The sequence below is a fragment of the Streptomyces sp. NBC_01089 genome (assembly GCF_045162975.1).
GTDB lineage: Bacteria > Actinomycetota > Actinomycetes > Streptomycetales > Streptomycetaceae > Streptomyces.
The window spans coordinates 6,573,627-6,598,817 of the sequence record NZ_CP108660.1 but is presented as its reverse complement, the minus strand read 5'-3'; the positions used below and the strand labels follow the sequence as shown (position 1 = coordinate 6,598,817).

26 protein-coding genes are annotated in these 25,191 nt (G+C 70.5%); 10 read left to right on the top strand and 16 right to left on the bottom strand.

Annotated elements, in window-relative coordinates:
- Positions 1 to 77 precede the first annotated feature (77 nt).
- Both OG510_RS29595 and lepB read left to right on the top strand, forming a co-directional pair.
- Entirely contained in the window at positions 78 to 1,922 is a 1,845-nt protein-coding gene (locus tag OG510_RS29595; RefSeq protein ID WP_406140810.1) for an endonuclease/exonuclease/phosphatase family protein, read from the top strand.
- Positions 1,923 to 2,074: 152 nt separating this feature from the next.
- Complete coding sequence (gene lepB, locus OG510_RS29590; protein WP_406140808.1) at positions 2,075 to 2,938, top strand: signal peptidase I; 864 nt, start codon at positions 2,075 to 2,077, stop codon at positions 2,936 to 2,938.
- A 69-nt stretch (positions 2,939 to 3,007) separates the two neighbouring features.
- On the opposite strand, the gene OG510_RS29585 is transcribed toward lepB, so the two are convergent.
- Positions 3,008 to 3,283 (bottom strand): hypothetical protein, encoded by a 276-nt coding sequence (locus tag OG510_RS29585; RefSeq protein ID WP_406140807.1) that lies wholly within the window; start codon positions 3,281 to 3,283, stop codon positions 3,008 to 3,010.
- On the opposite strand from OG510_RS29585, the gene OG510_RS29580 reads away from it, so the two are divergent.
- Entirely contained in the window at positions 3,282 to 3,749 is a 468-nt protein-coding gene (locus tag OG510_RS29580; RefSeq protein WP_406140805.1) for a hypothetical protein, read from the top strand. The two genes, OG510_RS29585 and OG510_RS29580, sit on opposite strands and share 2 nt — an antisense overlap.
- A 95-nt stretch (positions 3,750 to 3,844) precedes the next feature.
- Complete coding sequence (dapA, locus tag OG510_RS29575) at positions 3,845 to 4,741, top strand: 4-hydroxy-tetrahydrodipicolinate synthase (protein WP_406140804.1); 897 nt, start codon at positions 3,845 to 3,847, stop codon at positions 4,739 to 4,741.
- A 45-nt stretch (positions 4,742 to 4,786) separates the two neighbouring features.
- Here dapA and dapD read toward each other — a convergent pair whose 3' ends face one another.
- Positions 4,787 to 5,785, bottom strand: coding sequence for a 2,3,4,5-tetrahydropyridine-2,6-dicarboxylate N-succinyltransferase (gene dapD / locus OG510_RS29570; protein ID WP_406140802.1), 999 nt, complete (start codon positions 5,783 to 5,785; stop codon positions 4,787 to 4,789).
- A 143-nt stretch (positions 5,786 to 5,928) separates the two neighbouring features.
- Between dapD and OG510_RS29565 the strand changes: the two genes are divergently transcribed.
- Positions 5,929 to 6,801 carry a winged helix-turn-helix transcriptional regulator gene (locus tag OG510_RS29565; RefSeq protein ID WP_406140800.1) on the top strand — a complete coding sequence of 291 codons (873 nt, stop codon included), beginning with the start codon at positions 5,929 to 5,931 and terminating at the stop codon, positions 6,799 to 6,801.
- A gap of 47 nt (positions 6,802 to 6,848) precedes the next feature.
- Here OG510_RS29565 and OG510_RS29560 read toward each other — a convergent pair whose 3' ends face one another.
- The gene (locus OG510_RS29560; RefSeq protein WP_406140799.1) at positions 6,849 to 7,418 is read right to left on the bottom strand and encodes a TetR/AcrR family transcriptional regulator; all 570 of its coding nucleotides are present in this window, start codon (positions 7,416 to 7,418) and stop codon (positions 6,849 to 6,851) included.
- Positions 7,418 to 7,738 carry a multidrug efflux SMR transporter gene (locus OG510_RS29555; protein WP_164263437.1) on the bottom strand — a complete coding sequence of 107 codons (321 nt, stop codon included), beginning with the start codon at positions 7,736 to 7,738 and terminating at the stop codon, positions 7,418 to 7,420. Before OG510_RS29555 ends, OG510_RS29560 begins: the two co-directional genes overlap by 1 nt.
- Before the next feature lie 242 nt (positions 7,739 to 7,980).
- Between OG510_RS29555 and OG510_RS29550 the strand changes: the two genes are divergently transcribed.
- Positions 7,981 to 8,976 carry a hypothetical protein gene (locus OG510_RS29550; RefSeq protein ID WP_406140797.1) on the top strand — a complete coding sequence of 332 codons (996 nt, stop codon included), beginning with the start codon at positions 7,981 to 7,983 and terminating at the stop codon, positions 8,974 to 8,976.
- On the opposite strand, the gene OG510_RS29545 is transcribed toward OG510_RS29550, so the two are convergent.
- The 9 genes from OG510_RS29545 to OG510_RS29505 form a co-directional block, all read right to left on the bottom strand.
- Positions 8,960 to 10,372 carry a hypothetical protein gene (locus OG510_RS29545; protein ID WP_406140796.1) on the bottom strand — a complete coding sequence of 471 codons (1,413 nt, stop codon included), beginning with the start codon at positions 10,370 to 10,372 and terminating at the stop codon, positions 8,960 to 8,962. The genes OG510_RS29550 and OG510_RS29545 overlap by 17 nt on opposite strands.
- Before the next feature lie 187 nt (positions 10,373 to 10,559).
- Positions 10,560 to 10,898: a metal-sulfur cluster assembly factor gene (locus tag OG510_RS29540; protein ID WP_164263434.1), complete on the bottom strand. Its 339-nt coding sequence runs from the start codon at positions 10,896 to 10,898 to the stop codon at positions 10,560 to 10,562.
- A complete protein-coding gene (gene sufU, locus OG510_RS29535) occupies positions 10,895 to 11,350 on the bottom strand; it encodes a Fe-S cluster assembly sulfur transfer protein SufU (RefSeq protein ID WP_164263432.1) in 456 nt (151 codons plus the stop codon). Before sufU ends, OG510_RS29540 begins: the two co-directional genes overlap by 4 nt.
- Positions 11,351 to 11,443: 93 nt before the next feature.
- Positions 11,444 to 12,700 (bottom strand): cysteine desulfurase, encoded by a 1,257-nt coding sequence (locus OG510_RS29530; protein ID WP_164263430.1) that lies wholly within the window; start codon positions 12,698 to 12,700, stop codon positions 11,444 to 11,446.
- A complete protein-coding gene (gene sufC / locus OG510_RS29525; protein WP_406140795.1) occupies positions 12,697 to 13,488 on the bottom strand; it encodes a Fe-S cluster assembly ATPase SufC in 792 nt (263 codons plus the stop codon). The genes OG510_RS29530 and sufC overlap by 4 nt, the downstream gene beginning before the upstream one ends.
- Positions 13,489 to 13,495: 7 nt before the next feature.
- A complete protein-coding gene (locus OG510_RS29520) occupies positions 13,496 to 13,816 on the bottom strand; it encodes a bifunctional 3-phenylpropionate/cinnamic acid dioxygenase ferredoxin subunit (protein ID WP_266858160.1) in 321 nt (106 codons plus the stop codon).
- Positions 13,816 to 14,997 (bottom strand): Fe-S cluster assembly protein SufD, encoded by a 1,182-nt coding sequence (gene sufD, locus OG510_RS29515; RefSeq protein WP_406140794.1) that lies wholly within the window; start codon positions 14,995 to 14,997, stop codon positions 13,816 to 13,818. Before sufD ends, OG510_RS29520 begins: the two co-directional genes overlap by 1 nt.
- Positions 14,998 to 15,057: 60 nt before the next feature.
- A complete protein-coding gene (gene sufB / locus OG510_RS29510; RefSeq protein WP_406140792.1) occupies positions 15,058 to 16,479 on the bottom strand; it encodes a Fe-S cluster assembly protein SufB in 1,422 nt (473 codons plus the stop codon).
- On the bottom strand, positions 16,476 to 17,207 hold the full coding sequence (locus tag OG510_RS29505; protein WP_406140791.1) for a helix-turn-helix transcriptional regulator: 732 nt from the start codon (positions 17,205 to 17,207) through the stop codon (positions 16,476 to 16,478). Before OG510_RS29505 ends, sufB begins: the two co-directional genes overlap by 4 nt.
- A gap of 165 nt (positions 17,208 to 17,372) precedes the next feature.
- On the opposite strand from OG510_RS29505, the gene OG510_RS29500 reads away from it, so the two are divergent.
- From OG510_RS29500 to OG510_RS29490, 3 genes are read left to right on the top strand one after another with little or no spacing between them, the layout of a single operon-like run.
- Entirely contained in the window at positions 17,373 to 18,299 is a 927-nt protein-coding gene (locus tag OG510_RS29500; protein WP_406140789.1) for an ABC transporter ATP-binding protein, read from the top strand.
- The gene (locus tag OG510_RS29495; RefSeq protein WP_406140788.1) at positions 18,296 to 19,063 is read left to right on the top strand and encodes an ABC transporter permease; all 768 of its coding nucleotides are present in this window, start codon (positions 18,296 to 18,298) and stop codon (positions 19,061 to 19,063) included. The genes OG510_RS29500 and OG510_RS29495 overlap by 4 nt, the downstream gene beginning before the upstream one ends.
- 51 nt (positions 19,064 to 19,114) lie before the next feature.
- Positions 19,115 to 20,113 (top strand): COX15/CtaA family protein, encoded by a 999-nt coding sequence (locus OG510_RS29490; protein WP_406140786.1) that lies wholly within the window; start codon positions 19,115 to 19,117, stop codon positions 20,111 to 20,113.
- Here the strand turns inward: OG510_RS29490 and OG510_RS29485 are convergent.
- The 3 genes from OG510_RS29485 to OG510_RS29475 form a co-directional block, all read right to left on the bottom strand.
- Positions 20,110 to 21,198: an amidohydrolase gene (locus OG510_RS29485; protein ID WP_406140785.1), complete on the bottom strand. Its 1,089-nt coding sequence runs from the start codon at positions 21,196 to 21,198 to the stop codon at positions 20,110 to 20,112. The genes OG510_RS29490 and OG510_RS29485 overlap by 4 nt on opposite strands.
- 101 nt (positions 21,199 to 21,299) lie before the next feature.
- Complete coding sequence (locus OG510_RS29480; protein WP_406140783.1) at positions 21,300 to 21,671, bottom strand: hypothetical protein; 372 nt, start codon at positions 21,669 to 21,671, stop codon at positions 21,300 to 21,302.
- Between the two features lie 121 nt (positions 21,672 to 21,792).
- Positions 21,793 to 22,746, bottom strand: a complete 954-nt coding sequence (locus OG510_RS29475; protein ID WP_164263408.1) for a heme o synthase — start codon at positions 22,744 to 22,746, stop codon at positions 21,793 to 21,795.
- A 353-nt stretch (positions 22,747 to 23,099) separates the two neighbouring features.
- Between OG510_RS29475 and tkt the strand changes: the two genes are divergently transcribed.
- Positions 23,100 to 25,187 carry a transketolase gene (gene tkt / locus OG510_RS29470; RefSeq protein ID WP_406140782.1) on the top strand — a complete coding sequence of 696 codons (2,088 nt, stop codon included), beginning with the start codon at positions 23,100 to 23,102 and terminating at the stop codon, positions 25,185 to 25,187.
- Positions 25,188 to 25,191: the final 4 nt, after the last annotated feature.

Below are 25,191 nucleotides of genomic sequence, written 5' to 3'. Positions count from 1 at the left end.
CCCTCCGTACACAAGAGATTGACGCGCGTAGAACGTAGTCCACGCTCCACTCCACCCTCACCTCCGGAGTTCTGCAGATGCGCGCTCTCCCCGCTTTCCCCCTCGCCGGACCGACGGCCGTCACCGCTGTGGTCATGACCGCGCTCGCCGCCGGTCTGCTCGCCGTCACCCCCGCTTCGGCCGGTGCGGCCGAGGTCAGGATCCACGACATCCAGGGCAGCACCCGCCTCTCCCCGCTGGCCGGGAAGGCGGTGACCGGTGTGCCCGGCATCGTGACCGGTGTGCGGACGTCCGGTTCCAAGGGCTTCTGGTTCCAGGACCCGCACCCGGACGCGGACCCCGCGACCAGCGAAGGGGTCTTCGTCTTCACCAGCTCGGCGCCGACCGTCGCCGTGGGCGACGCGGTCACCGTCTCCGGCACGGTCGACGAGTACATACCCGGCGGTGCGGCGTCCGGGAACCAGTCGGTCACCGAGATCGGCAAGCCGGCCGTGACCGTCGTCTCGTCGGGCAACCGGCTGCCCGCGGCGGCCGTCATCAACTCCCGTGACGTACCGGGCACTTTCGCCCCCGCCGGCGACAAGGCCGCGGGCGGCAGCATCAACGGCCTCACTCTGAAGCCGGAGAAGTACGCCCTCGACCGCTACGAGTCCCTGGAGGGCATGAACGTCAGGATCGGCACCTCACGGGTCACCGGCGCGACCGACTCGTACGGAGAGCTGTGGGTCACCGTGAAGCCGGACGAGCGCCCGACCCCGCGCGGCGGCACCCTCTACAACGGGTACGCGTCGCAGAACACCGGGAGGCTGATGGTCCAGTCCCTGGCCCCCGCGTCCGCCGGGGCGTTCCCGGTCGCGAACGTCGGTGACTCGCTGACCGGGACGACCGAGGGCCCGCTCGACTACAACCAGTTCGCCGGTACGTACACGGTCGCCGCCCGGCAGCTGGGGACCGTCAAGGCGGGCCGGACCAAGCCCGAGGCCACCCGCAGACAGAAGAAGGACGAGCTGGCCGTCGCCACGTACAACGTGGAGAACCTGGACCCGACGGATCCGCAGAGCAAGTTCGACAAGCTGGCGGCCGGGATCGTCGGCCATCTCTCGTCGCCCGACATCGTGGCCATCGAGGAGGTCCAGGACAACGACGGCGCCAAGAACGACGGCGTGGTGGCCGCGGACGTGACGGTCGGCAAGTTCATCGACGCGATCGTCGCCGCGGGCGGCCCGCGCTACCAGTGGCGCTCCATCGACCCGGTCGACCTGGCGGACGGCGGTGAGCCGGGCGGCAACATCCGCCAGGGCTTCCTCTACAACCCGGACCGTGTCGGCTTCACCAGCCGTCCCGGCGGTACGGCCACCAACGCCACCGGTGTCGTCCGGCAGGGCGGCAGGGCGGCGCTGACCTACTCCCCAGGCCGCGTCGACCCCGCGAACCCGGCCTGGAAGGACAGCCGCAAGCCGCTCGCCGGGGAGTTCACCTTCCGCGGCAGGAAGGTCTTCCTGGTCGCCAACCACTTCGCGTCCAAGGGCGGCGACCAGGCGATCGACTCGCAGTACCAGCCCCCGGCGCGCAGCTCGGAGACGGAGCGGCACGAGCAGGCCCAGGCCGTGAACACCTTCGTGAAGAAGATCCGTTCGGTGCAGTCCGACGCCGAGGTCGTGGTGCTCGGTGACCTCAACGACTTCGAGTTCTCCGACACCGCGAAGATCCTCACCGGCGGGAAGGCGCTGTCGGCCACGGCGTACTCGCTGCCGGCGAACGAGCGGTACTCCTACGTCTACGAGGGCAATTCGCAGATCCTGGACCAGATCCTGGTGAGCCCGGCGGTGCGGAAGTACCAGCTGGACATCGTCCACATCAACGCCGAGTTCGCCGACCAGAACAGCGACCACGACCCGAGCGTGCTCCGCTTCCGCCCGTAGCGCGGCAAGCCGGCCGGTCCAGGGGCATCCCGGACCGGCCGGAGGGGCGCCGGGCCGGTCCGGGATGTGCACGGGATAAAGGGGCGAACCGGGCCGGGCGGGATGCGTGCGAAGATCTGGGTGTAGTGAGCAGGCTCCCGGATGAAGTGAGGGTGGGGGATGTGACGGTCGGCACGGAGTCAGGCCAGGAGAGCGACGCGTCGGACGCGCGGGACTCGGGCCACGGCAGGGCCACCAGAAGCACCCGGAGTTCCTTCTGGAAGGAACTCCCGCTGCTCGTCGTCATCGCGCTGGTCCTCGCGCTGCTGATCAAGACATTCCTGCTGCAGGCGTTCTCCATCCCGTCGGACTCCATGCAGAACACCCTGCAGACCGGCGACCGGGTGCTGGTCGACAAGCTCACCCCGTGGTTCGGCGCCGAGCCGCACCGCGGCGAGGTCGTCGTCTTCCACGACCCGGACGGCTGGCTCGCGGACGAGCCCGCCGCGAAGCCCAACCCGGTCCAGAAGGGCCTGAGCTTCATCGGGCTGATGCCGTCCGCCAATGAGAAGGACCTGATCAAGCGGGTCATCGGGGTCGGCGGCGACACCGTGGAGTGCAAGGGCACCGGCCCGGTGAAGGTGAACGGCAAAGCGCTCAAGGAGCCGTACGTCTTCCCCGGCAACACCGCGTGCAGCACGGACCCGCAGGGCCAGTTCAAGGTCAAGGTGCCCAAGGGCCACCTCTGGGTCATGGGCGACCACCGGCAGTACTCGGCCGACTCCCGCTACCACCAGGACCAGAAGGGCGGCGGCTTCGTCCCGGTGAAGGACGTCGTGGGGCGCGCCGAGGTCATCGCCTGGCCCCTCAACCGGCTGGACAACCTGCCGGTCCCCGCCACCTTCGGCCAGACCGGCCTCAGCGCGGCCGCGAGTTCGGCGCCCGCGGCGGCCGGCCTGCTGGGCGCCGTGCCGCTGGTGCTGTGGCGCAGGCGCAGGCGCGCCCCGGAGCAGACCCGCCGGGCGGACACGCCTTAGGGCCGAGGCGCACCGGGGACCGCGTACTCCGGACGGCTCTGCCGGGTGGCCCGCCGCCGCGAGTCGCGGTCAGGTGGATCCGGCGGCCCGCTCCGGGCCGGCCACCAGCGAGCCGCCCTTCCGGCGGCCGACCGGAGGAGCCTCCATGAGGAGCAGCATCAGTACAGCGGCCGCCGTAGCCGCGGCCGGCCTTGTCGCCGTGGCGGTGAGCGGTTGTTCCAGCTCGGCCGGGTCGAAGTCCCAGTCCACCGGGGCCGGGCCTTCGCAGTCCGCCAGTATGTCGGCATCGAGCAGCATGTCGGCGTCGAGCAGCCCGTCGTCCGCGGCCGCGCTCAGGACGGTCATGGTCAAGGACACCCCGCTGGGGAAGATCCTCGTCACCGGGAAGGGCCGGACGCTCTATCTCTTCGAGGCGGACAAGACCAGCAAGTCGACCTGCTCGGGCCCGTGTGCCAAGGCGTGGCCGCCGCTGCTGGCCAAGACGAAGCCGACCGCGGGCACCGGGGTGCAGACCAAACTGCTCAACACCTCGACCCGCAGCACGGGCGGCAAGCAGGTCACTTACAAGGGGCACCCGCTCTACACGTACCAGGGCGACCACAAGCGCGGCGAGATGAACGGCCAGGGCCTCACCCAGTTCGGCGCCAAGTGGTACGTCCTGGGCCCCGACGGCAAGGCGGTCACCGCGATGCCGAAGGCCAGCAGCTCCCCGTCGAGCAGCGCAAGCGCCAGCGCAAGCGCCAGCGCCAGCGCCAGCGCGAGCTCCAGCGCCTCGCCGTCGAGCAGTTCCAGCAGCGGCACGGGCTACTGATCCGCCGCCCCACCCTGACTGTTCAGCCATGCTTCGCACTCACCCGAAGCAGAACTAAGTGGACCTTCACTCTCCGCTGAGGCAAGACTGCCGTCATGAGCCCTTCACAGCCCTTCGGGCGTGCACTCTGCGCAATGATCACGCCGTTCACCGCCGACGGTGAGCTCGACCTGGAGGGTGCGCAGCGGCTCGCGGCCCATCTGGTCGACGCGGGCTGCGACGGGCTCGTCCTCAGCGGCACCACCGGAGAGTCCCCCACCACCACCGACACCGAGAAGACCGCGCTGGTCCGGGCGGTCGCGGAAGCCGTCGGCGACCGCGCGCACCTCGTGGCGGGCGTGGGCAGCGCGTCGACCCGGCACACCGTGGAGCTGGCCCGGTCGGCCGAGAGCGCGGGCGCGGACGGCCTGCTGGTGGTGACGCCGTACTACAGCCGCCCGCCGCAGGAGGCCGTCGAGGCCCACTTCCGTACGGTCGCCGACGCCACTGGGCTGCCCGTGATGCTGTACGACATCCCCGGCCGCACCGGAACCCGGATCGGGACGGGGGCGCTGCTGCGGCTGGCCGGGCATCCGCGTATCGCGGCCGTGAAGGACTGCGCGTACGACCTGCTGGGCTCCACCAAGGTCATCTCCCGTACCGGGCTCGCCTATTACTCCGGCTGTGAGGAGCTGAACCTCCCGCTGTACGCGGTGGGCGGATCGGGCTTCGTCAGCACGGTCGCGAATGTGGCCCCCCGGCAGCTGCGGGCGGTGCTCGACGCGTACGACACCCCGGACCCCGCCGAGGCCGCGCGGCTCAACCGGCTCAACACTCCCCTGGTGGAGCTGATGATGGCGTCCGGCCTGCCGGGCACGGTGGCCGCCAAGACCCTGCTCGGCGCGGCCGGGCTGCCGTCGGGGCCGGTACGTGAGCCCCTGCTGCCCGCCGGCCGCGCCGCGGTCGACGGGCTGCTGGGGGCGTACGCGGAGCTGCTGCCTGCCGCCGGGTGAGACCGGCACCGGGCGGCGGCAGGAGCGGCGTCCGCCGGAGCGGCGTCAGTTGTGGCTGTGCAGGATCTCGTTCAGACCGCCCCAGACCGCGTTGTTCGGACGGGCCTCCACCGTGCCGGTGACCGAGTTGCGGCGGAAGAGGATGTTCGAGGCGCCGGACAGCTCACGGGCCTTGACGACCTGCCCGTCGGGCATCGTGACCCGGGTGCCCGCGGTGACGTAGAGCCCGGCCTCGACGACGCACTCGTCGCCGAGCGCGATCCCGACGCCCGCCTCCGCGCCGACCAGGCAGCGCTCACCGACGGTGATACGTACATTGCCGCCGCCGGAGAGGGTGCCCATGGTGGAGGCGCCGCCGCCGATGTCGGAGCCGTTGCCGACGACGACGCCCGCGGAGATCCGGCCCTCGACCATGGAGGTGCCGAGCGTGCCCGCGTTGAAGTTGACGAAGCCCTCGTGCATGACGGTCGTGCCGTCGGCGAGGTGCGCGCCGAGGCGGACCCGGTCGGCGTCGGCGATCCGGACGCCCTTGGGCGCGACGTAGTCCGTCATACGCGGGAACTTGTCGATCGAGGTGACCTGGAGGTGCAGGCCCTCGGCGCGGGCGTTCAGCCGCACCTTCTCGATGTCGTCCACGGCGACCGGGCCGAGCGAGGTCCAGGCGACGTTGGCGAGCAGGCCGAACATGCCGTCCAGGCTCTGGCCGTGCGGCTGGACCAGCCGGTGCGAGAGCAGGTGCAGCCTGAGGTAGGCGTCATGCGCGTCCAGCGGCTTGTCGTCGAGCGAGGCGATGACCGTACGGACGGCGACGACCTCGACACCGCGGCGCGGGTCGGGGCCGACGGCCTTCGGAGCGGCGTCGCCCAGCAGCTCGGCCGCGCGCTCGGCGGAGAGCCGCTCGGTGCCGGCGGGGCCGGGCTCGGCGGAGAGTTCGGGCGCGGGGAACCAGGTGTCGAGGACGGTGCCGTCGGCGGTGACGGTGGCAAGTCCGGCGGCCACAGCGCCGGTGGAGCGGGCAGGGGTCTGCGAGAGCGTGTCGGTCATGACCAAAACCTAACCGGCCGGGCGCCGCACCGGCGAACCGGTCTCAGCGGTCGGCCGCTCCTTTCGAGTTCCCAACGGGAACTCACTGTGGCAGCATGAGCCCGCACACGGGGGACGGACGACGGGGCCGGGACGGAGCGGACATGACACAGCGCACCCGGCTGGACGACGCGGCCTGCGCGATCGCCCAGGCCTTGGACGTCGTGGGTGACTGGTGGACCCTGCTGATCGTGCGGGACACCGCGCGCGGGGTACACCGGTTCGACGCGCTCCAGCGGGAGCTGGGGATGTCCCGCAAGGTGCTGACGGAGCGGCTGCGCCTGCTGGTGGACGAGGGGGTGCTGCGGCGCGAGCCGTACCAGGACCGCCCCGTCCGGTACGAGTACCGGCTCACCCCGCGCGGCAGCGCCCTGCTTCCGGTACTGATCGCCCTCCAGGACTGGGGGGACACCTGGGTCCTGGGAGAGGGAGCGACGATGGCGACGGCCGGCGAGGCATCGAAGGAGGCGGAGCGGGTGCGCGGCCTGATCGGCACTCGCGTCCCCGAGCTGCGGCTCACCGGCCCCGGCGGGCGGCCGCTGGACCCGGTCGATCCGGCCGCGGCGCACACCGTCCTCTACTGCTTCCCCTCCGCGTACGCCGAGCGTGCTTCCTATCCGCCCGGCTGGGCCGGGATCCCGGGAGCCTCCGGCTGCACCCTGGAGTCGTGCACGTACCGCGACCGGCTGGCGGAGTTCACCGCCGCCGGGGCGGCCGTGCACGGGGTGTCCACCCAGCGCCCCGACGAGCAGCGGGCATTCGCCGGGAAGGAGCGGCTGCGCTTCCCGCTGCTGTCCGACGCCGGCCTCGAACTGGCCGCCGCACTGCGGCTGCCGACCTTCCGCACGGCGGGTGTCAGCAGGCTGAAGCGGCTGACGCTGGTGGTGGACCGCGACCGGACGGTACGCGAGGTGCTGTACCCCATCACGGACATCGAGGAGAGCGTGCGGGCGGCGCTCGCCGCGGTCAGCCGCTGACGCCCGAATCACCGGAGGCCGTTACCGCGCACCGCCACGGGAGGCCGTTATCCGGATGCCGGGACATCCCTGCCGCCGATGATCCGGCCAAACGCCTCCCGTACCTCGTCCGGGTCGAACGCCCGCCCGGTCAGGAGGAGTTGGATCAGCAGCCCGTCGATCAGGGCCACCAGGGCGCGCGCCGTGGCTGCGTCACCGCCGACATGTGCCCGGACGACCTCCACACAGGCGTCCAGCCACTGGGCCGCGACGGGCGCGAGCGCGTCACGGCGCAGGGCGGCGAGATACAGCTCGTACTCCAGCCGCACCCGGCTCCGGTCCCCCGCGACGAGCCGCCCGAGCAGCGCGGTGAGCCGGCCGGCGAGCCCGGGGCCCGGCGCGGCGAGCGCCCGCGCCCAGCCCTCGACCCCGGTACGCGGCTCGTCGGTGACCTTGCGCAGGGCGGCGACCAGCAGTTCGTCGAGCGTCGCGAAGTGGTACGTCGTCGAGCCGAGCGGCACATCGGCCTCGGCGGCGACCGAGCGGTGGCTCAGCCCGGCGATGCCCTGGTCGCCGACGACCCGGATCGCGGCATCGATGATCCGGTCCCGGCGGCCGGGGTCGTAACGCCGGGCCATCAGTGCGAGCCGCCCAGATTGAGCAGCACGACCCCGCCGATGACCAGGGCGATGCCACCGAGCTTCGCCACGCTCATCGACTCCCCCAGGAAGACCATGCCGATGGCCGCGATGGCGGCGGTCCCGGTGCCGGCCCAGATCGCGTACGCGGTCCCCACCGACAGGGACTTCAGCACCTGGGCGAGCAGGACGAAGGCGAGCACATACCCGGCCGCCGTCGCCAGCGAGGGCCACAGCCTGCTGAATCCCTCGCTGTATTTCATGGCGGTGGTCCCGCCGACCTCTGCGGCGATGGCCGCGGCGAGCAGTACATAGGGCATGCGTACGACCGTACACATCAGCTACCGGTACGGTGTGCCGTCCGGCGGAATCCGGTACAGAAATCCGGGCGGACGGCGTGAAGGACGGAGTGACGGTGGCACAGGACTCGGGGTGGGCAGGGGCGTACGGAGGTACGCCGCACGGGGGGCCTCCGGGATGGGGGCCGCCCCCAGGGGGTCCGGTGTGGGGTGTCCCGCCGGCGCCCCGGGCGCCCAAGCCGGGCGTGATACCCCTGGAGCCGTTGCAGCTCAGCGACATACTCAACGGCGCGGTCTCCACGGTCGGCCGCTACTGGAAGCAGCTGCTCGGCATGGCGGCCGCGGCATACGGGGGCGCCGCCGTGATCGTCGCGGCGGCGCTCGGCGTCGTCTACGCCTCGTTCTCCGGCCGGATCCACGGGATCACCCACGCGCCGAAGGGGTCCGACGTCGGCTGGGACCAGGCGGGTCCCGTGGTGCTGGGGTTCTCCGGGGTGCTGCTGGGCGCCGCGCTGCTGACCACGCTCAGCACGGCCCTGGTCAGCGCGGGCTGCGCCACCGTGCTCCAGGAGGCGGTGCTCGGCCGGCCGACGACGTTCCGGGCCGTCTGGCGGCGGGCCTGGTCGCGGGTGTTCCCGGTGATCGGCGCCGTACTGCTGAGCGGGCTGATCGTCCTCGTACCGCTGCTGCTGATCGCGGGCGCTTCGGTCGGCGTCGTCGTGGCGGCGGTCGGCGCGCACAGCCCGGCCGTGGCGATCGTGGTGGGTGTGCTCGGCGGTCTCGCCCTGGTGCCGCCCGCCGTCTGGCTGTGGGTGCTCTTCAGCCTGGCCCCGGCCGCCGTGGTGTTCGAGCGCCAGGGGCCCATCGGCGCCCTGCGCCGGTCGGCCCGGCTGGTCCGGGGCTCCTGGTGGCGGATCTGCGGCGTCTCACTGCTGGGCCTGGCCATCGGCTCCACGGCGGGCTCCTTCGTCCAGCTCCCGTTCACCATGGTGGGGATGTTCAACGGCTCGATGCTCGGCCTGACCAGCGGGACGGACCCGGACCCGTCCCGGCTGGTGGCCGGCCTCACCGGCTATCTGGCACTCACCCTGCTGGGCCAGACCCTCAGCCAGATCGTGTCGGTGACCTTTCCGCAGCTCGTGACCGGACTGCTGTACATCGACCGCCGGATGCGCCGGGAGGATCTCGGCCCGGCGCTCGTCGAGGCGGCCGCGGAGGCGGCGGGCCAGCAGCCGCCGGACGTCACTTCCCCACGGTGAACCAGGTGGCGCGGGACTTCTTCCACTCGTCGTGGGTGAGGTCCTTCGCCTCCGTGCCGTCCCCGTAGAGGTCGGCCGATCCGTCGTCGGTGATCAGCTGGGCGCGCGCCCCGGCCGCGTTCAGGTCGGGGACGTCCACCGCGGCCTCCCAGCCGCCCGGGTCGCTGGTCGGCAGATCGGCCCGCTTCACCGGGGCGTGCCCGGCGACACCGTCCCAGGAGTAGAGGGCGTACGGATCGGAGTTGTCGTCGGCGGCCCAGGAACCGGCGACGATCAGATACTGGTCGGCGGCGTTCTTCCGGATGTCCCGGATGGCGAGCCCTCCGAGGTCCAGCTCGATCGGTGTGCCGAAGGCGGCCTTCTTGCCGGTGACGACCTTGTCGATGTTGGTGACCGGGACGACCAGCGCCTTGCCGCCGTTCTCCGGCGGCACCAGCGGGGCGCGGAAGCCGAGGTAGGCCGTGGTGGAGGAACCGGGCGCGAATTCGAGGCCCTCGATGTTGAAGCCGTCGATCTGCTTGGGGACCTGGCCGTCCTTGGTACCGGCGGCGAACCCGTAGCGGTCGCCGTTGGCCTTGTCCCAGGCGACCAGGTCGTCACGGAGCTTCGCGTACGAGCCGCCGAAGGCGAGCTGGGTGGCGGCGCCCGACCCGGTGACCTTGGTGGTGAAGATCCGGTTGCGGTCGGACTTGTACTCGCCGTCCTTGTTGTTGCCCAGCGAGCCCGTCCAGTAGACCGTGTCGCCGACCCGGGCCGCGGCCTCGATGTCGACCTCCTTCTTGACCCCGAGCTCATCGCTGAAGTCCCAGGTCCGCACGGGCGCCCCGGACGTCGAACCGTCGTACAGGCGCAGCGTGTTGGACTCGTCGTCGGCCACCACCACATAGCCCCCGCCGACCGGGACGGCGGCCGAGGCGTCGGACGAGCCGGTGAAGTAGAGGGTGTCCGCGCTGTGCTGGACCGCGGCGGACGCGGCGTAGTGCAGGGTCTTGGTGGTGCTCCTGCCGCCGAGGCCGGTGACCTCGATGGTCAGGTCGGTATAGCCCTGCGCGCGGGCGCCGACGGTGAGCCGCCGGGTGGCGCCGGTGCCCGTGACGGAGACATCGCCGGTGCCCGCGACGGAGGACTTGGAGCTGGCCGACGCGGCCACCGTGAGCGCCGACGCGTCAGCGCCGCTCTGGCCGACGGTGACGGTGACGGCGGGGTCCCCGGTGGCGCCGACCGCGCCGGAGAGATAGGCGGCCGAGAGGGAGACCGTGGGCGTGCCGTAACCCGCCGCGTGCGCCGGGGCGTTGGCGCCGGTGAGGGCCAGGGAGAACAGCCCGCTCGCGGCGACGGCCGCCGCGACGGTCCTGGGGCGGAACGAGCGGCGGAACGGGGTGGCGGAGATCTGCACGGGGGCCCTCTCGTCGTGGGGGGGGGGATCGCGGTGAGGTGTCGTCGACGAGAAGGCTCCGGTCTCCGCGCCAACGGGGCGCGCACACCGTACGTACGGAACGCGAACAGCACAATACGGCCCCGGTGCGCGGAGCACCGGGGCCGTACTGGCAGGACCGCGAAGGCTGTTGGGGCGGCGGGACGGATCAGACGTTGAAGCCGAGCGCGCGCAGCTGCTCGCGGCCGTCGTCGGTGATCTTGTCCGGGCCCCACGGCGGCATCCAGACCCAGTTGATCTTCAGTTCGTTGACGATGCCCTCGGTGGCCGACTTCGCCTGGTCCTCGATGACATCGGTCAGCGGGCAGGCCGCGGACGTCAGTGTCATGTCCAGCGTGGCGATGTTGGCGTCGTCCACGTGAATGCCGTAGATCAGGCCGAGGTTGACCACGTCGATCCCCAGCTCGGGGTCGACGACGTCGTACAGCGCCTCGCGGACCTCCTCCTCGGAGGCCGGCTTCATCGTGGCGGTCTCGTTGTCGCTCATGCGGTCTTCCCTTCGGACAGCGCCTGCGCCGTCGCGTCCTTCCACGCCATCCAGCTCAGCAGCGCGCACTTGACGCGCGCCGGGTACTTCGAGACACCGGCGAACGCGACGGCGTCCTCCAGGATCTCCTCCATCGCGTCGTCCGGCTCGATCTGCCCCCTGGACTGCATCAGCTCCAGGAAGGTCGACTGGATCTTCTGGGCGTCGCCCAGCTCCTTGCCGACCAGCAGTTCGTTCAGCACGGACGCACTGGCCTGGCTGATGGAGCAGCCCTGACCCTCGTACGACACATCCGCGATGCGGTCACCCTCGTACCGCACACGCAGCGTGATCTCGTCGCCGCATGTGGGGTTGACGTGGTGCACCTCGGCGTCGCCGTCCCGGAGGCCGCGCCCGTGCGGGTGCTTGTAATGGTCCAGGATCACTTCCTGGTACATCGAATCCAGCTTCACGATCCAGTCCCTACCCGATGTCCTCGTCCGTATGACCGGCCCTGTCCGGCCCGGCATGATCCGGCCTGATCCACCTGATCCAAACGAAATGCCCTAGCCGAAGAAATTCCGTACGTGCTCCAGCCCGTCGGCCAGTGCGTCGACCTCTTCGGGCGTGGAGTACAGATAGAACGACGCTCGCGTGGTCGCAGGAATTCCGTACCGCAGGCAGACCGGCCGTGCGCAGTGGTGGCCGACCCGGACCGCGATGCCTTCCTCGTCGAGGACCTGGCCCACATCGTGCGGGTGGATGTCACCGAGCGTGAAGGAGATCGTCGCGCCGCGGTCCAGGGCCGTGGACGGTCCGATGAACCGCAGGTCCGGGATGTCGGCGAGACGCTTCATCGCGTACTCGGTGAGCGCGTGCTCATGCTCGGCGATCTTGTCCATGCCGATCGCCGAGAGGTAGTCCACGGCCGCGCCGAGGCCGACGGCCTGGGCGATCGGGGGCGTACCCGCCTCGAACTTGTGCGGCGCGGGGGCGTACGTCGACGAGTGCATCGACACGGTCTCGATCATCTCGCCGCCGCCGAGGAACGGCGGGAGGTCCTCCAAGAGCTCCTGACGGCCCCAGAGGACGCCGATCCCGGTCGGGCCGACCATCTTGTGGCCGGTGAAGGCCACGAAGTCGGCCTGCAGCGCCTGTACGTCGAGCACCATGTGCGGTGCTGCCTGGGAGGCGTCGATGCAGACCAGCGCACCGACCTCCTGGGCGCGCCGGATGATCGTCTCGACCGGGTTGACCGTGCCCATCAGGTTGGAGACCAGCGTGAAGGAGACGATCTTCGTCTTCTCGGTGATGATCTCGTCGACGTTGGACAGGTCGAGCCGGCCGTCGTCGGTGAGGCCGAACCACTTCAGCTTCGCGCCGGTGCGCTGCGAGAGCAGCTGCCACGGCACGATGTTGGAGTGGTGCTCCATCTCCGTGATGACGATCTCGGTCTCGTGGTCGACCCGGTAGGGCTCGTCGGCCCAGCCGAGCATGTTGGCCACGAGGTTGAGCGACTCGGAGGCGTTCTTGGTGAAGATGACCTCGTCGCGGCTCGGCGCGTTGATGAAGGCGGCGACCTTGTCGCGAGCGCCCTCGTACAGCGCCGTGGCCTCCTCGGCGAGCACATGCACGCCGCGGTGGACGTTGGCGTTGTGCTGCTCGTAGTACTCGTTCAGCGCGTCGAGTACCTGGCGCGGCTTCTGCGAGGTCGCCGCGTTGTCCAGGTAAACGATCTTCTTCCCGTCGTGGACCACACGATCCAGCAGGGGGAAGTCCTTGCGGATCGCGTCGGTGTCCAGGAGGCCCGGCAGCTGTGTCACGCGACGTCCTCCTCCGGGTTCGCTCCGCTCACGGGGCCAACCTTCGTGTATGCCTCGTAGCCCTCGTTCTCCAGCTTGTCGGCGAGCTCGGGGCCGCCGGACTCGGCGATCCTGCCGTTCGCGAAGACGTGCACGAAGTCGGGCTTGATGTAGCGCAGGATGCGCGTGTAGTGGGTGATCAGCAGGGTGCCGACCTCGCCGCCCTCACGGACGCGGTTGACGCCGTCGGAGACCTGGCGCAGCGCGTCGACGTCCAGACCAGAGTCCGTCTCGTCGAGGATCGCGATCTTCGGCTTGAGCAGCTCCAGCTGGAGGATCTCGTGGCGCTTCTTCTCACCGCCGGAGAAGCCCTCGTTGACGTTGCGCTCGGCGAAGGCCGGGTCCATCTGGAGGGTCTCCATGGCCGTCTTGACCTCCTTCACCCAGGTACGGAGCTTCGGCGCCTCGCCGCGGATGGCGGTGGCCGACGTACGCAGGAAGTTGGAGACGGAGACGCCGGGGACCTCGACCGGGTACTGCATGGCGAGGAAGACACCGGCGCGGGCCCGCTCGTCGACGGTCATCTCCAGCACGTCCTCACCGTCGAGGGTGACGGTGCCGCTGGTGATCGTGTACTTGGGGTGCCCCGCGAGGGAGTACGCCAGCGTCGACTTGCCGGAGCCGTTCGGGCCCATGATGGCGTGGGTCTCGCCCTGCTTCACGGTCAGGTCGACGCCCTTGAGGATCTCCTTCGTACCGTTCTCGGTTTCGACGGAGACGTGCAGGTCGCGGATTTCAAGCGTTGCCATGGGTGACTCAGGACTCCTGGGATACGGAGACGAGCACATCGTCCCCTTCGATCTTTACGGGGTAAACGGGGACGGGGCGCGTCGCGGGAAGGCCGGACGGCTTGCCGGTGCGGAGGTCGAAACTGGAACCGTGCAGCCAGCACTCGATGGTGCAGTCCTCGACCTCGCCCTCGGAGAGGGAGACGTTCGCGTGCGAGCAGATGTCGTTGATCGCGAACACCTCCCCTTCCGTACGGACCACGGACACCGGCGTGCCGTCGATCTCCACCCGCTTCGGGGTGTCGTCCTCCAGCTCGCTCAGCGCACAGGCCCTGACGAAGGCGGCCATCAGACGGCTGCCTGCAGCTCGGCGTCGATCTTGTCGAGCAGGCGCTCCTCGACGTCCGGCAGACCGATCTGCTGGACCAGTTCGGCGAAGAAGCCACGGACCACCAGACGGCGGGCCTCGGCCTCCGGGATGCCGCGCGACTGCAGATAGAAGAGCTGCGAGTCGTCGAAGCGGCCGGTGGCCGACGCGTGGCCGGCGCCGGCGATCTCGCCGGTCTCGATCTCCAGGTTCGGGACCGAGTCGACCCGCGCGCCGTCGGTGAGGACGAGGTTGCGGTTCAGCTCGTACGAGTCGGTGCCCTCGGCGGCGGCCCTGATCAGGACGTCGCCGATCCAGACCGCGTGCGCGTCCTGGCCCTGGAGCGCGCCCTTGTAGGCCACGTTCGACCGGCAGTGCGGCGCGTTGTGGTCGACGAAGAGGCGGTGCTCCTGGTGCTGACCGTGGTCGGTGAAGTAGAGCCCGAGGAGCTCGGCCTCGCCGCCGGGGCCCGCGTACTGCACGCGCGGGTGGAGGCGTACGACGTCGCCGCCGAAGGTGACCACGACCGACTTGAGCGAGGCGTCCCTGCCCACCAGCGCGTTGTGCTGCGCCACGTGGACGGCGGCGGGCTCCCAGTCCTGGACGGAGACGACGGTCAGCTTCGCGCCGTCGCCCAGGATGTAGTCGACGTTGGCGGCGAGCACCGCGTCGCCGGTGTGGTCGATGACCACGAGGGCCTCGGCGAAGGCGCCCAGCTCGATGACCTGGTGGCCGTAGGCGACACCGCCGGCGCCGCGCACGGCGATCCGGATCGGCTCGCTGAGCACGGTCTCCTTGGGCACCGAGACGACCGACGCCTTCTCGAAGGAGGAGTACGCCTGGGCGGCGACGCGGTCCACCGGGGTGCCGGCCCGGCCGATGCGGGCGTCGTCACGGCCGACGGTCTCGATGTGGACGCCCTCGGGGGCGGACACCTCGATCTCGACGCCGGAGCCGGTCGCGACGGCGGTGCCGTCGTGCAGGCCCCTGAGCCGCTCCAGCGGAGTGAACCGCCACTCCTCCTCACGGCCGTGGGGGACCGGGAAGTCCGCCACGTCGAAGGACGGCGGCGCACTCATACGAGTGGCGACGGTGGACTCGGCAGCCACCGCGATGGACCCGGCGGTAGTGGAACCCGCAGGAAGATTCTGAGCCTCAGCCATGGCTGTCGTCTTGCTCGCTTTCTGATGAATACGTCGGGGTCGGGCGAGGGCGGGCGGCTGCTAGCCGACCGATCCCTCCATCTGCAGCTCGATCAGCCGGTTGAGCTCCAGGGCGTACTCCATGGGGAGCTCCTTGGCGATCGGCTCGACGAAACCGCGCACGATCATCGCCATCGCCTCGAACTCCGTCATCCCGCGGCTCATCAGGTAGAAGAGCTGGTCGTCGGAGACCTTGGAGACGGTCGCCTCGTGGCCCATGGACACGTCGTCCTCACGGACGTCCACATAGGGATAGGTGTCCGAGCGGGAGACCGTGTCGACAAGCAGCGCGTCACAGAGGACGTTGGACTTGGAGCCCTCCGCGCCCTCGCCGATCTCGATCAGACCGCGGTAGGAGGTGCGGCCGCCGCCTCGCGCCACCGACTTGGAGACGATGTTGGACGAGGTGTTCGGGGCCATGTGGACCATCTTGGCGCCGGCGTCCTGGTGCTGGCCCTCGCCCGCGAAGGCGATCGACAGCGTCTCGCCCTTGGCGTGCTCGCCCATCAGGTAGACGGCCGGGTACTTCATGGTCACCTTGGAGCCGATGTTGCCGTCGACCCACTCCATGGTCGCGCCCTCGTACGCCACGGCACGCTTGGTGACGAGGTTGTAGACGTTGTTCGACCAGTTCTGGATCGTCGTGTAGCGGCAGCGGCCGCCCTTCTTCACGATGATCTCCACGACGGCGCTGTGCAGCGAGTCGGAGGAGTAGATCGGGGCGGTGCAGCCCTCGACGTAGTGGACGTAGGCGTCCTCGTCGACGATGATCAGCGTCCGCTCGAACTGGCCCATGTTCTCCGTGTTGATGCGGAAGTAGGCCTGGAGCGGGATATCGACGTGCACACCCTTCGGCACGTAGATGAAGGAACCACCGGACCACACGGCCGAGTTCAGCGAGGCGAACTTGTTGTCGCCGACCGGGATGACGGTGCCGAAGTACTCCTGGAAGAGCTCCGGGTGCTCCTTCAGAGCGGTGTCGGTGTCCATGAAGATGACACCCTGCGACTCCAGCTCCTCGTTGATCTGGTGGTACACGACCTCGGACTCGTACTGGGCGGCGACACCCGCGACGAGGCGCTGCTTCTCCGCCTCCGGGATGCCGAGCTTGTCGTACGTCTTCTTGATGTCCTCCGGCAGGTCCTCCCAGGACTCGGCCTGCTTCTCGGTGGACCGCACGAAGTACTTGATGTTGTCGAAGTCGATGCCCGACAGGTCGGAGCCCCAGCTGGGCATGGGCTTCTTGCCGAAGAGCTTGAGGCCCTTGAGACGCAGCTTCAGCATCCACTCGGGCTCGTTCTTCTTCGCCGAGATGTCGCGGACGACAGCTTCGGACAGGCCGCGCTTGGCCGCGGCACCTGCCACGTCGGAGTCGGCCCAGCCGAATTCGTACGTACCCAGGCCCTCGAGTTCGGGGTGGGCAGTCTCCGTGGGGAGAGTCATGCGGGGTTCCTCCCGGCCGTGCTGGCGGATGCTGAATCAGTTGCCTGATGGGCTTGATGGGCGTTCTTGGGAATGAACGTCGTGCACACACCGTCGCCGTGGGCGATGGTGGCCAGACGCTGCACATGGGTCCCGAGCAGACGGGAGAAGACCTCGGTCTCCGCCTCGCAGAGCTGCGGGAACTGCTCGGCGACATGGGCCACCGGGCAGTGGTGCTGGCAGAGCTGCTCGCCGACCGGGGCGCTTCGCGCCGTAGCAGCGTACCCGTCGGCGGTCAACGCCTTGGCCAGGGCCTCGGCGCGGCTCTCGGGTGCCGCGGCCTCGATGGCCTCGCGGTACACCTCGGCGCGCGGGGCGAGCCGGTCACGGGCGAACTCCATGACGGCCTCGTCGCCGGAGCGCTGGGCGATCCACCGCAGGGCGTCGGCCGCCAGCTGGTCGTAGGACTGGTCGAAGGCGTCGCGTCCGCAGTCGGTGAGCGCGAAGACCTTGGCGGGACGGCCCCGGGTCCTGGCGCCGTACACCCGCTGTTCGCGGGCGGCGACCACATCGTCGGTGACCAGGGCGTCGAGATGGCGGCGGACCGCCGCCGCGGTGAGCCCGAGGCGCCCCGCGAGTTCGGTGACGGTGGACGGGCCGTGGTCCAGGATGGAGCGCGCGACCCGGTTGCGGGTGGACCGCTCACCGGTCGCGAGTTCCTCCTGCGGAGCCTCGCCGACGTTTTTCACAACGTCATTGTTGCGTAATTCACCGGCCCGCGACAAGTAAAGATCGCGGACTCCGGCGGTGTCCTCGATCACTTAGGGTTACCTAAACAGTGCTCGATGCCTGTTCCCCCAAGGGCTCCGGCCCCTGTACGATCCGCCCGCCGCGGGCTTCGTAGACTCCCCCGTATGAGTACAGATCCCGCCGTTGAGGTCCGCGGCCTCGTCAAGCGGTACGGCGCCAAGACCGCTGTGGACGGCCTGGACCTCACGGTCGGCGCGGGCACCGTCACCGCCGTACTCGGGCCCAACGGCGCAGGCAAGACCACCACCGTCGAGACCTGCGAGGGCTACCGGCGCGCCGACGCCGGCACGGTCCGGGTCCTGGGCCTCGACCCGGTGGCCGACGCGGCGCGGCTGCGCCCCCGGATCGGGGTGATGCTCCAGTCCGGCGGTGTCTACTCCGGCGCCCGCGCCGACGAGATGCTCCGCCACATGGCGAAACTGCACGCGCACCCGCTCGACGTGGACGCGCTGATCGAGCGGCTCGGCCTGGAGAGCTGCGGCCGTACGACGTACCGCAGGCTCTCCGGTGGCCAGCAGCAGCGGCTCTCCCTGGCGATGGCCGTCGTGGGCCGCCCCGAACTGGTCTTCCTGGACGAGCCGACCGCCGGCCTCGACCCGCAGGCCCGCAGGTCCACCTGGGACCTCGTACGGGAGCTGCGCGCTGACGGGGTGACGACGGTGCTCACCACGCACTTCATGGACGAGGCCGAGCAGCTCGCCGACGAGGTGGCGATCTTCGACTCCGGCCGTGCCGTCGTGCACGGCACCCCCGAGGAGCTCTGCCGCGGCGGCGCCGAGAACACCCTGCGCTTCGGCGGCCGCCCGGGTCTCGACACCGGCTCACTGCTGAAGGCGCTGCCGGACGGCTCGTCCGCCGCCGAGCTGACCCCGGGCAGCTACCGGATCACCGGTACCGTCGACCCCCAGCTGCTCGCCACCGTCACCTCCTGGTGCGCCCAGCACGGGGTGATGCCGGACCGCATCTCGGTCGAGCGCCACACCCTCGAAGACGTTTTCCTGGAACTGACCGGCAAGGAGCTGCGCGCATGAGCGCCGGTACGTACACCCCCCGGCCGGGCGCGGCCCCGCTGTGGCGCATGATCGCCGCGCAGACCGCCTTCGAGACGAAGATGCTGCTGCGCAACGGCGAGCAGCTGCTGCTGACCGTGATCATCCCGTCGCTGCTGCTGGTCCTCTTCTCCGCCGTCGACATCGTCGACACCGGGGCCGGCAAGTCGGTGGACTTCCTGGCGCCGGGCATCCTGGCACTCGCCGTGATGTCCACGGCCTTCACGGGACAGGCCATCGCGACCGGCTTCGAGCGCCGGTACGGGGTGCTCAAGCGGCTCGGCGCGTCCCCGCTCCCCCGCTGGGCCCTGATGACGTCCAAGACACTGTCGGTGATCGTCACCGAGGTCCTCCAGGTCGTCCTGCTGACCGTGATCGCGCTGCTGCTCGGCTGGTCGCCGCACGGCAACCCGTTCGCCGTGGTGCTGCTGCTCGTCCTCGGTACGGCCGCGTTCTCGGGCCTCGGGCTGCTGATGGCGGGGACGCTCAAGGCCGAGGCCACGCTGGCCGCCGCCAATCTGGTCTTCCTGCTGCTGCTGGTCGGCGGCGGGGTGATCGTCCCGATGGACAAGTTCCCCGGCGGCGTCAGGTCCGTACTGGAACTGCTGCCGGTCTCGGCGCTCTCCGACGGCCTGCGGGACGTCCTGCAGCACGGCGCATCGATGCCGTGGGGCGATCTGGGGATCGTCGCGGTGTGGGCGGTGCTCGGACTGGGCGCGGCCGCCCGGTACTTCCGATGGGAGTAGAAAGCGCCCCCTCGTGAAAGTACGCACAAGCGCCCGGCCTACGATGTCTCCGTGCCGAAACTGACCCGCGCCGAAGCCGTTCGCGCCGTGCGCAACCCGCTCGCCTTCATCGCCGACCACTGGACTCCGCAGGACAGGACCGTCCGGCGCGCGGCGCTCTCCGCCGTGGTCATGTCGGTCGTCATCGTCGTCACCGGCGGCGCGGTGCGGCTGACCAGTTCCGGGCTCGGCTGCCCGACCTGGCCCAAGTGCTCCGACCAGAGCCTGACGGCGACCAGTGAGATGGGCTTCCACAGCGCCATCGAGTTCTCCAACCGGATGCTCACGTACGTGCTGTGCGCGGCGGTCGGCTGGGCGATCATCGCGGCCCGCTCGGCGAAGCCCTGGCGGCGCTCGGTGACCCGGCTCGGCTGGGCCCAGTTCTGGATCGTGATGGGCAACGCGGTGCTGGGCGGCATCGTGGTGCTGGTCGGCCTCAACCCGTACACCGTGGCCGCGCACTTCCTCCTGTCCACCACGCTGATCACGGTCGCCGTACTGACCTGGCAGCGCATCCGCGAGGGCGACGAGGCACCGCGCCCCCTGGTGGGCAAGGCGGTCGTCCAGCTGACCTGGCTGCTCGTCGTGGCGGCGGGCGCCCTGATCGCGGTCGGCACGGTCGTCTCGGGAGCGGGCCGGCACGCGGGCGACTCCAGCGAGGTGGAGCGCATCCCGGTCGACTGGTCGATGATCGCGCAGCTGCACGCCGACTTCGCCTGGGTCGTGGTGGCGCTGACCGCGGCGCTGTGGTTCGTACTGAAGGCGGTGGACGCGCCCGTCGGACCGCTGCACCGGGCCCGTGACCTCTTCCTGATCCTGCTGGGCCAGGGCGTGATCGGCTACGTCCAGTACTTCACGCACACCCCCGAGATCCTGGTCGGGCTGCATATGTTCGGTGCGACGCTGGTGTGGATCGGGGTGCTGCGGGTGCTGCTCTCGCTCCGCGAGCGGCCGGTCACCGGCGCGGGGATCCCGGCGCAGTCCGAGGACGCCGCACTCACCGCCGTCTAGGGCCTTTCGGGCAGGCCGTAGACCCGGTGGGCGTTGCCCGCGGCGATCATACCGGCGACCCGGGTGGCGTCCGTACGGGACCAGGCGCCGTCGTCGACCCAGCCGCCCAGCGTCCGGCTCAGCGCCTCCCGGAACACCCGCGCCCGCACCACATGCAGTTCGGGAAGCCCCTGGGCGCCGCTGGAGAACAGCACCTTCCCGAAAGGCGCGAGCTCCAGGATCTCCGCGAGCACCGTGGCGGCCCGCGCCCCCGTGTGGGCCAGCGCCGGGCCGAGGTCGGCGTACACATGCGGGTGGACGCTCGCCAGCTGGGCGGCCCGCCGGTGGTACGGAGAGCCGTTCAGCAGCACCAGATCGGTGCCGAGCCCGGTCGCCGCGACGATGAAGTCCGTCAGCAGCAGCGGATCGCCCGCCCCGATGTGCAGCTGGAGCGGGCGGCCGGAGGCGACGGCGTTCCACAGCAGATGGCGCAGCAGCACCGGATCGGTGAGGCTGCCGCCGACCCGGCGGTCCGCGAGCCAGCGCCCCGCGGCGCCGCGCACCTCACCGGCGCCCGGCGGGTCGGGCGGGAGCGCGAGCCCGTGCCGTAACGAGGCCACCGAGCTGAACGCCACGGCGGATCCGGCCGCTCCGTGCACCGCCTCGGCCACGTTCGCCAGGAAGGAGTCGACGGTGCCCGAGGTGTCGGCGACCTGCTCGGCGAGGGGTTCGAGCCGGACGATCTCATGGGCGTCGGCGCCTGCGGCCGCCGCGATCTCGGCCGGTCCTGTGAGGTCGCCCGGCAGCCCGGTGTCCACCAGATAGGTACTGATACCGCTGGAGCGCAGCAGCCGTCTGTCCACTTCGAGGACGCCGAGCTCCCGGCGCCTGGCGAGGTAGCGCGCCGGCGCGCAGTGCGGTTCGAGCCCCAGCAGCGGCGGGCACCAGCGGCGCACCGCGAAGCCGGTCTGGGTGTCGAAGAAGGTGGTGCCGGGGGCGGGCGGCCCGGGGGCCTTGCCGAGGTGTGCCTCGAAGGTCCCGAGACCGAGCTCGGTGCGGAGCACGCCGTGGCAGGACTGGTCCACCAGGCTGGGTGTCTCGATCATCCGGGCCTCCGCTTCGGGCTGTCGTCCTCAAGCCTTAACGGGGAAACCCGCCCCCAGGTGTTGCCCTCGGACGTTGCGGACGTGCGTCGAGGGCGGCGCGGTCAGCCGCCGGCGCCGGCCCGGGAGCCGCCGAGCTGGATGCCGGCCATCCGCTTCCACTCGTACGGGCCGGTGCGGACCTTGGCCGCGAGATCGCCGTCGAAGGACTCGTGGACGGTGACGCCCGCCTGCTCGACCGCGCTCTGCGCCATGGCGTACGACGGTGCCACCAGGTCTCCCCAGCCGCCGTCCTCGCCCACCAGCACGATGCGGGCCCCGCGCTCGCCGATGTACGCGAGCTGTGCCTCGGCGCCGCCGTGCTCCCGGCCGAATGCCTGGATCCGCCCGGCGAGCCTGGCCGTCTGCCGGGCGAGCCCGGCCGCCTTGCGGTCGGCCGCGGCGTCCCGCTTCTCGTCAACCTGCGTGTCTGCCATGGCCGCATGCTACTAGCGGGTAGCCGCATAAGCGACGGGCGGGCGCAGTGGCGTGAACCACTGCACCCGCCCGTCGCGGGAAGAAACAGGAGGAGCAGGAAAAGCAGGAGGAACGGAAGAACTACCGCAGGAAGGGGTCCACCGCGACCGCCACGAAGAGCAGCGAGACATAGGTGATGGACCAGTGGAAGAGCCGCATCTCCTTGAGCTTCGCGCCCGTCACGCCGTTCTTGGCGCGGCCGCGCAGCGCGTGCGCCTCCCGCAGCCAGAAGGCACCGGCGAGCACGGCCACCACCGTGTAGAACCAGCCCGTGTAGCCGAGCGGGGTCAGCAGCAGCGAGACCACGACCATCGCCCAGCTGTAGATGACGATCTGCTTGGCCACGACCTGGTTGGTGGCGATGACCGGCAGCATCGGGACCCCGACGCGGGCGTAGTCGTCCTTGACCCGCATCGACAGCGGCCAGTAGTGCGGCGGCGTCCAGAAGAACATCACCAGGAAGAGGATGACCGGGGCCCACGACATGGAGTCGGTGACCGACGACCAGCCGATGAGCACCGGCATACAGCCCGCGATGCCGCCCCAGACGATGTTCTGCGAGGTCCGGCGCTTGAGGATCATCGTGTAGACGACGACATAGAAGAGGAGCGCGCCCAGCGAGAGCGCCGCCGAGAGCCAGTTGACGAGCAGTCCGAACCAGAGCGTGGAGACCGCGGCCAGGGCGAAGGCGAAGACCAGGCACTCACGGGGCGAGACCATGCCGGTGACCAGCGGACGCTGCGAGGTGCGGTCCATGACCGCGTCGATGTCGCGGTCGATGTACATGTTGAACGCGTTGGCACCGCCGGCGGAGAGGTAACCGCCGAGGCAGGTCGCCAGGACCAGCCAGAGATTGGGCACGCCCTGCTTGGCCAGGAACATCACCGGGACAGTGGTGATCAGCAGCAGTTCGATGATCCGCGGCTTGGTCAGCGCCACAAAACCCTTGACCCTGGCCCCGAACGGCCGATGGGCCCCCGGGCTGGGAGTCAGGACGACCCCTGCGGGTCGGGACTCGACGGCCGTCACGTACACCCCTGACAGAGAAATTCCCAGCAAGTTCCGGCCGTGAAGAGCCGGTAAAGACTTGCGCGTACCACGCCACTCTAGACGTTGCCCCTACGTCGCCATCCCCGGGGGTGCGGTCGTGTTGGGCCCGTGGTTCCGGGATGGTTCCGGGCCGGTTCCGGGACGAAAGGGTGGCTCTTACGAGCGGACGCGCGCTCTTCGACGGGCGGATCGGCGGCCGCGACCGCACCCTGGGAAGTGTCTGTCTGCCACCGGCGGGAACTCGAAAAGACGGGCGTTGCGGCGGGGGTAGGCTCGACAACGCCCGGTACACCGAACGTCACCGGGATCACATATGTGGAGAGGAGCCCTGACCCAGGGTGAGTACCAAGCCGACCACCACTGAACTCGCGTGGACCGAATTGGACCAGCGGGCCGTCGACACCGCCCGCGTGCTGGCCGCGGACGCCGTACAGAAGGTCGGCAACGGCCATCCCGGTACGGCCATGAGCCTGGCCCCGGCCGCGTACACCCTCTTCCAGAAGGTGATGCGGCACGACCCGGCGGACCCCGACTGGACCGGTCGTGACCGGTTCGTCCTCTCGGCCGGCCACTCCTCGCTGACCCTCTACACCCAGCTCTACCTGGCCGGATTCGGTCTGGAGCTGGCGGACCTGGAGTCGTTCCGCACCTGGGGCTCGAAGACCCCGGGCCACCCGGAGTACGGGCACACCGCCGGTGTGGAGACCACCACGGGCCCGCTGGGCCAGGGTGTCGCCAACGCCGTGGGCATGGCCATGGCCGCCCGGTACGAGCGCGGCCTCTTCGACCCGGAGGCTGCCCCCGGCACCTCCCCGTTCGACCACTTCATCTACGCCATCGCCGGCGACGGCTGCCTCCAGGAGGGCATCTCCTCCGAGGCGTCCTCGCTCGCGGGCCACCAGAAGCTCGGCAACCTCGTACTGCTGTGGGACGACAACCACATCTCGATCGAGGGCGACACCGAGACCGCGGTGTCCGAGGACACCTGCGCGCGCTACGAGGCGTACGGCTGGCACGTCCAGCGTGTGGCGCCGAAGGCGAACGGCGACCTCGACCCGGCCGCTCTCTACGCGGCGCTGCAGGCCGCCAAGGCCGAGACCGGGCGCCCGTCGTTCATCGCGATGCGCTCGATCATCGCCTGGCCCGCCCCGCACGCCCAGAACACCGGTGCGGCGCACGGCTCGGCGCTCGGCGACGAAGAGGTCGCCGCGACCAAGAAGATCCTGGGCTTCGACCCGGAGAAGTCCTTCGACGTGTCGGACGAGGTCCTGACGCACACCCGCGCCCTGCTGGACCGCGGCCGTGAGGCCAAGGCGGTCTGGGAGAAGGGCTTCGCGGCCTGGCGCACCGCCAACCCGGAGCACGCGGCCCGGTTCGACCGGGTCAGGGCGGGCGAGCTGCCCGAGGGCTGGACGAAGGAGCTCCCGGCGTTCGAGGCCGGCACCTCCATCGCCACCCGCGCCGCCTCCGGCAAGGTGCTCGAAGCGCTCGGCGGTGCCATTCCCGAGCTGTGGGGCGGCTCGGCCGACCTCGCCGGGTCCAACAACACGACGATCGACAAGACGTCGTCGTTCCTGCCCGAAGGCAACCCGCTGCCGGGCGCCGAACCGTACGGCCGCACGGTCCACTTCGGGATCCGCGAGCACGCCATGGCCGCGGAGATGAACGGCATCGCGCTGCATGGCAACACCCGCATCTACGGCGGCACCTTCCTGGTGTTCTCCGACTACATGCGCAACGCCGTCCGGCTCTCCGCGCTGATGCACCTGCCGGTCACCTACGTGTGGACGCACGACTCGGTCGGCGTCGGCGAGGACGGCCCGACCCACCAGCCGGTGGAGCACCTGGCCGCCCTGCGCGCCATCCCGGGGCTGAACCTGATCCGCCCGGCGGACGCCAACGAGACGGTCATCGCCTGGCGCGAGGTCCTCCAGCGCTACACCAAGGTGTTCGGCAAGGGAGCCCCGCACGGCTTCGCGCTGACCCGCCAGGGTGTGCCGGTGTACGAGGCGAACGAGGGCGTCGCCAAGGGCGGCTACGTCCTGTTCGACGCCGAGGGCGGCGCGCCCGAGGTCATCCTGATCGGCACCGGGTCCGAGGTGCAGCTGGCCGTGGACGCGCGTGAGCAGCTCCAGGCCGCGGGTGTGCCGACCCGGGTCGTCTCGATGCCGTGCGTCGAGTGGTTCGAGGAGCAGGACCAGGCGTACCGCGACTCGGTGCTCCCGCCGTCCGTCAGGGCGCGGGTGGCTGTGGAGGCCGGTATCGGCCTGACCTGGCACCGCTTCGTGGGTGACGCGGGACGGATCGTGTCGCTGGAGCACTTCGGCGCCTCCGCCGACGGCAAGCTCCTCTTCCGCGAGTTCGGCTTCACCCCCGAGGCCGTCGCCGACGCCGCCAGGGAATCGCTCGAAGCCGCAGCGCGCTGACGCT

Excerpts from the sequence above, each read along its gene's own strand:
- OG510_RS29595 (WP_406140810.1), top strand. The coding sequence starts at position 78 with ATGCGCGCTCTCCCCGCTTTCCCCCTCGCCGGACCGACGGCCGTCACC.
- OG510_RS29580 (WP_406140805.1), top strand. The coding sequence starts at position 3,282 with ATGGTCAAGGACACCCCGCTGGGGAAGATCCTCGTCACCGGGAAGGGC.
- OG510_RS29585 (WP_406140807.1), bottom strand. The coding sequence starts at position 3,283 with ATGACCGTCCTGAGCGCGGCCGCGGACGACGGGCTGCTCGACGCCGAC.
- dapA (WP_406140804.1), top strand. The coding sequence starts at position 3,845 with ATGAGCCCTTCACAGCCCTTCGGGCGTGCACTCTGCGCAATGATCACG.
- dapD (WP_406140802.1), bottom strand. The coding sequence starts at position 5,785 with ATGACCGACACGCTCTCGCAGACCCCTGCCCGCTCCACCGGCGCTGTG.
- OG510_RS29565 (WP_406140800.1), top strand. The coding sequence starts at position 5,929 with ATGACACAGCGCACCCGGCTGGACGACGCGGCCTGCGCGATCGCCCAG.
- OG510_RS29560 (WP_406140799.1), bottom strand. The coding sequence starts at position 7,418 with ATGGCCCGGCGTTACGACCCCGGCCGCCGGGACCGGATCATCGATGCC.
- OG510_RS29555 (WP_164263437.1), bottom strand. The coding sequence starts at position 7,738 with ATGCCCTATGTACTGCTCGCCGCGGCCATCGCCGCAGAGGTCGGCGGG.
- OG510_RS29540 (WP_164263434.1), bottom strand. The coding sequence starts at position 10,898 with ATGAGCGACAACGAGACCGCCACGATGAAGCCGGCCTCCGAGGAGGAG.
- sufC (WP_406140795.1), bottom strand. The coding sequence starts at position 13,488 with ATGGCAACGCTTGAAATCCGCGACCTGCACGTCTCCGTCGAAACCGAG.
- OG510_RS29520 (WP_266858160.1), bottom strand. The coding sequence starts at position 13,816 with ATGGCCGCCTTCGTCAGGGCCTGTGCGCTGAGCGAGCTGGAGGACGAC.
- sufD (WP_406140794.1), bottom strand. The coding sequence starts at position 14,997 with ATGGCTGAGGCTCAGAATCTTCCTGCGGGTTCCACTACCGCCGGGTCC.
- sufB (WP_406140792.1), bottom strand. The coding sequence starts at position 16,479 with ATGACTCTCCCCACGGAGACTGCCCACCCCGAACTCGAGGGCCTGGGT.
- OG510_RS29500 (WP_406140789.1), top strand. The coding sequence starts at position 17,373 with ATGAGTACAGATCCCGCCGTTGAGGTCCGCGGCCTCGTCAAGCGGTAC.
- OG510_RS29495 (WP_406140788.1), top strand. The coding sequence starts at position 18,296 with ATGAGCGCCGGTACGTACACCCCCCGGCCGGGCGCGGCCCCGCTGTGG.
- OG510_RS29485 (WP_406140785.1), bottom strand. The coding sequence starts at position 21,198 with ATGATCGAGACACCCAGCCTGGTGGACCAGTCCTGCCACGGCGTGCTC.
- OG510_RS29480 (WP_406140783.1), bottom strand. The coding sequence starts at position 21,671 with ATGGCAGACACGCAGGTTGACGAGAAGCGGGACGCCGCGGCCGACCGC.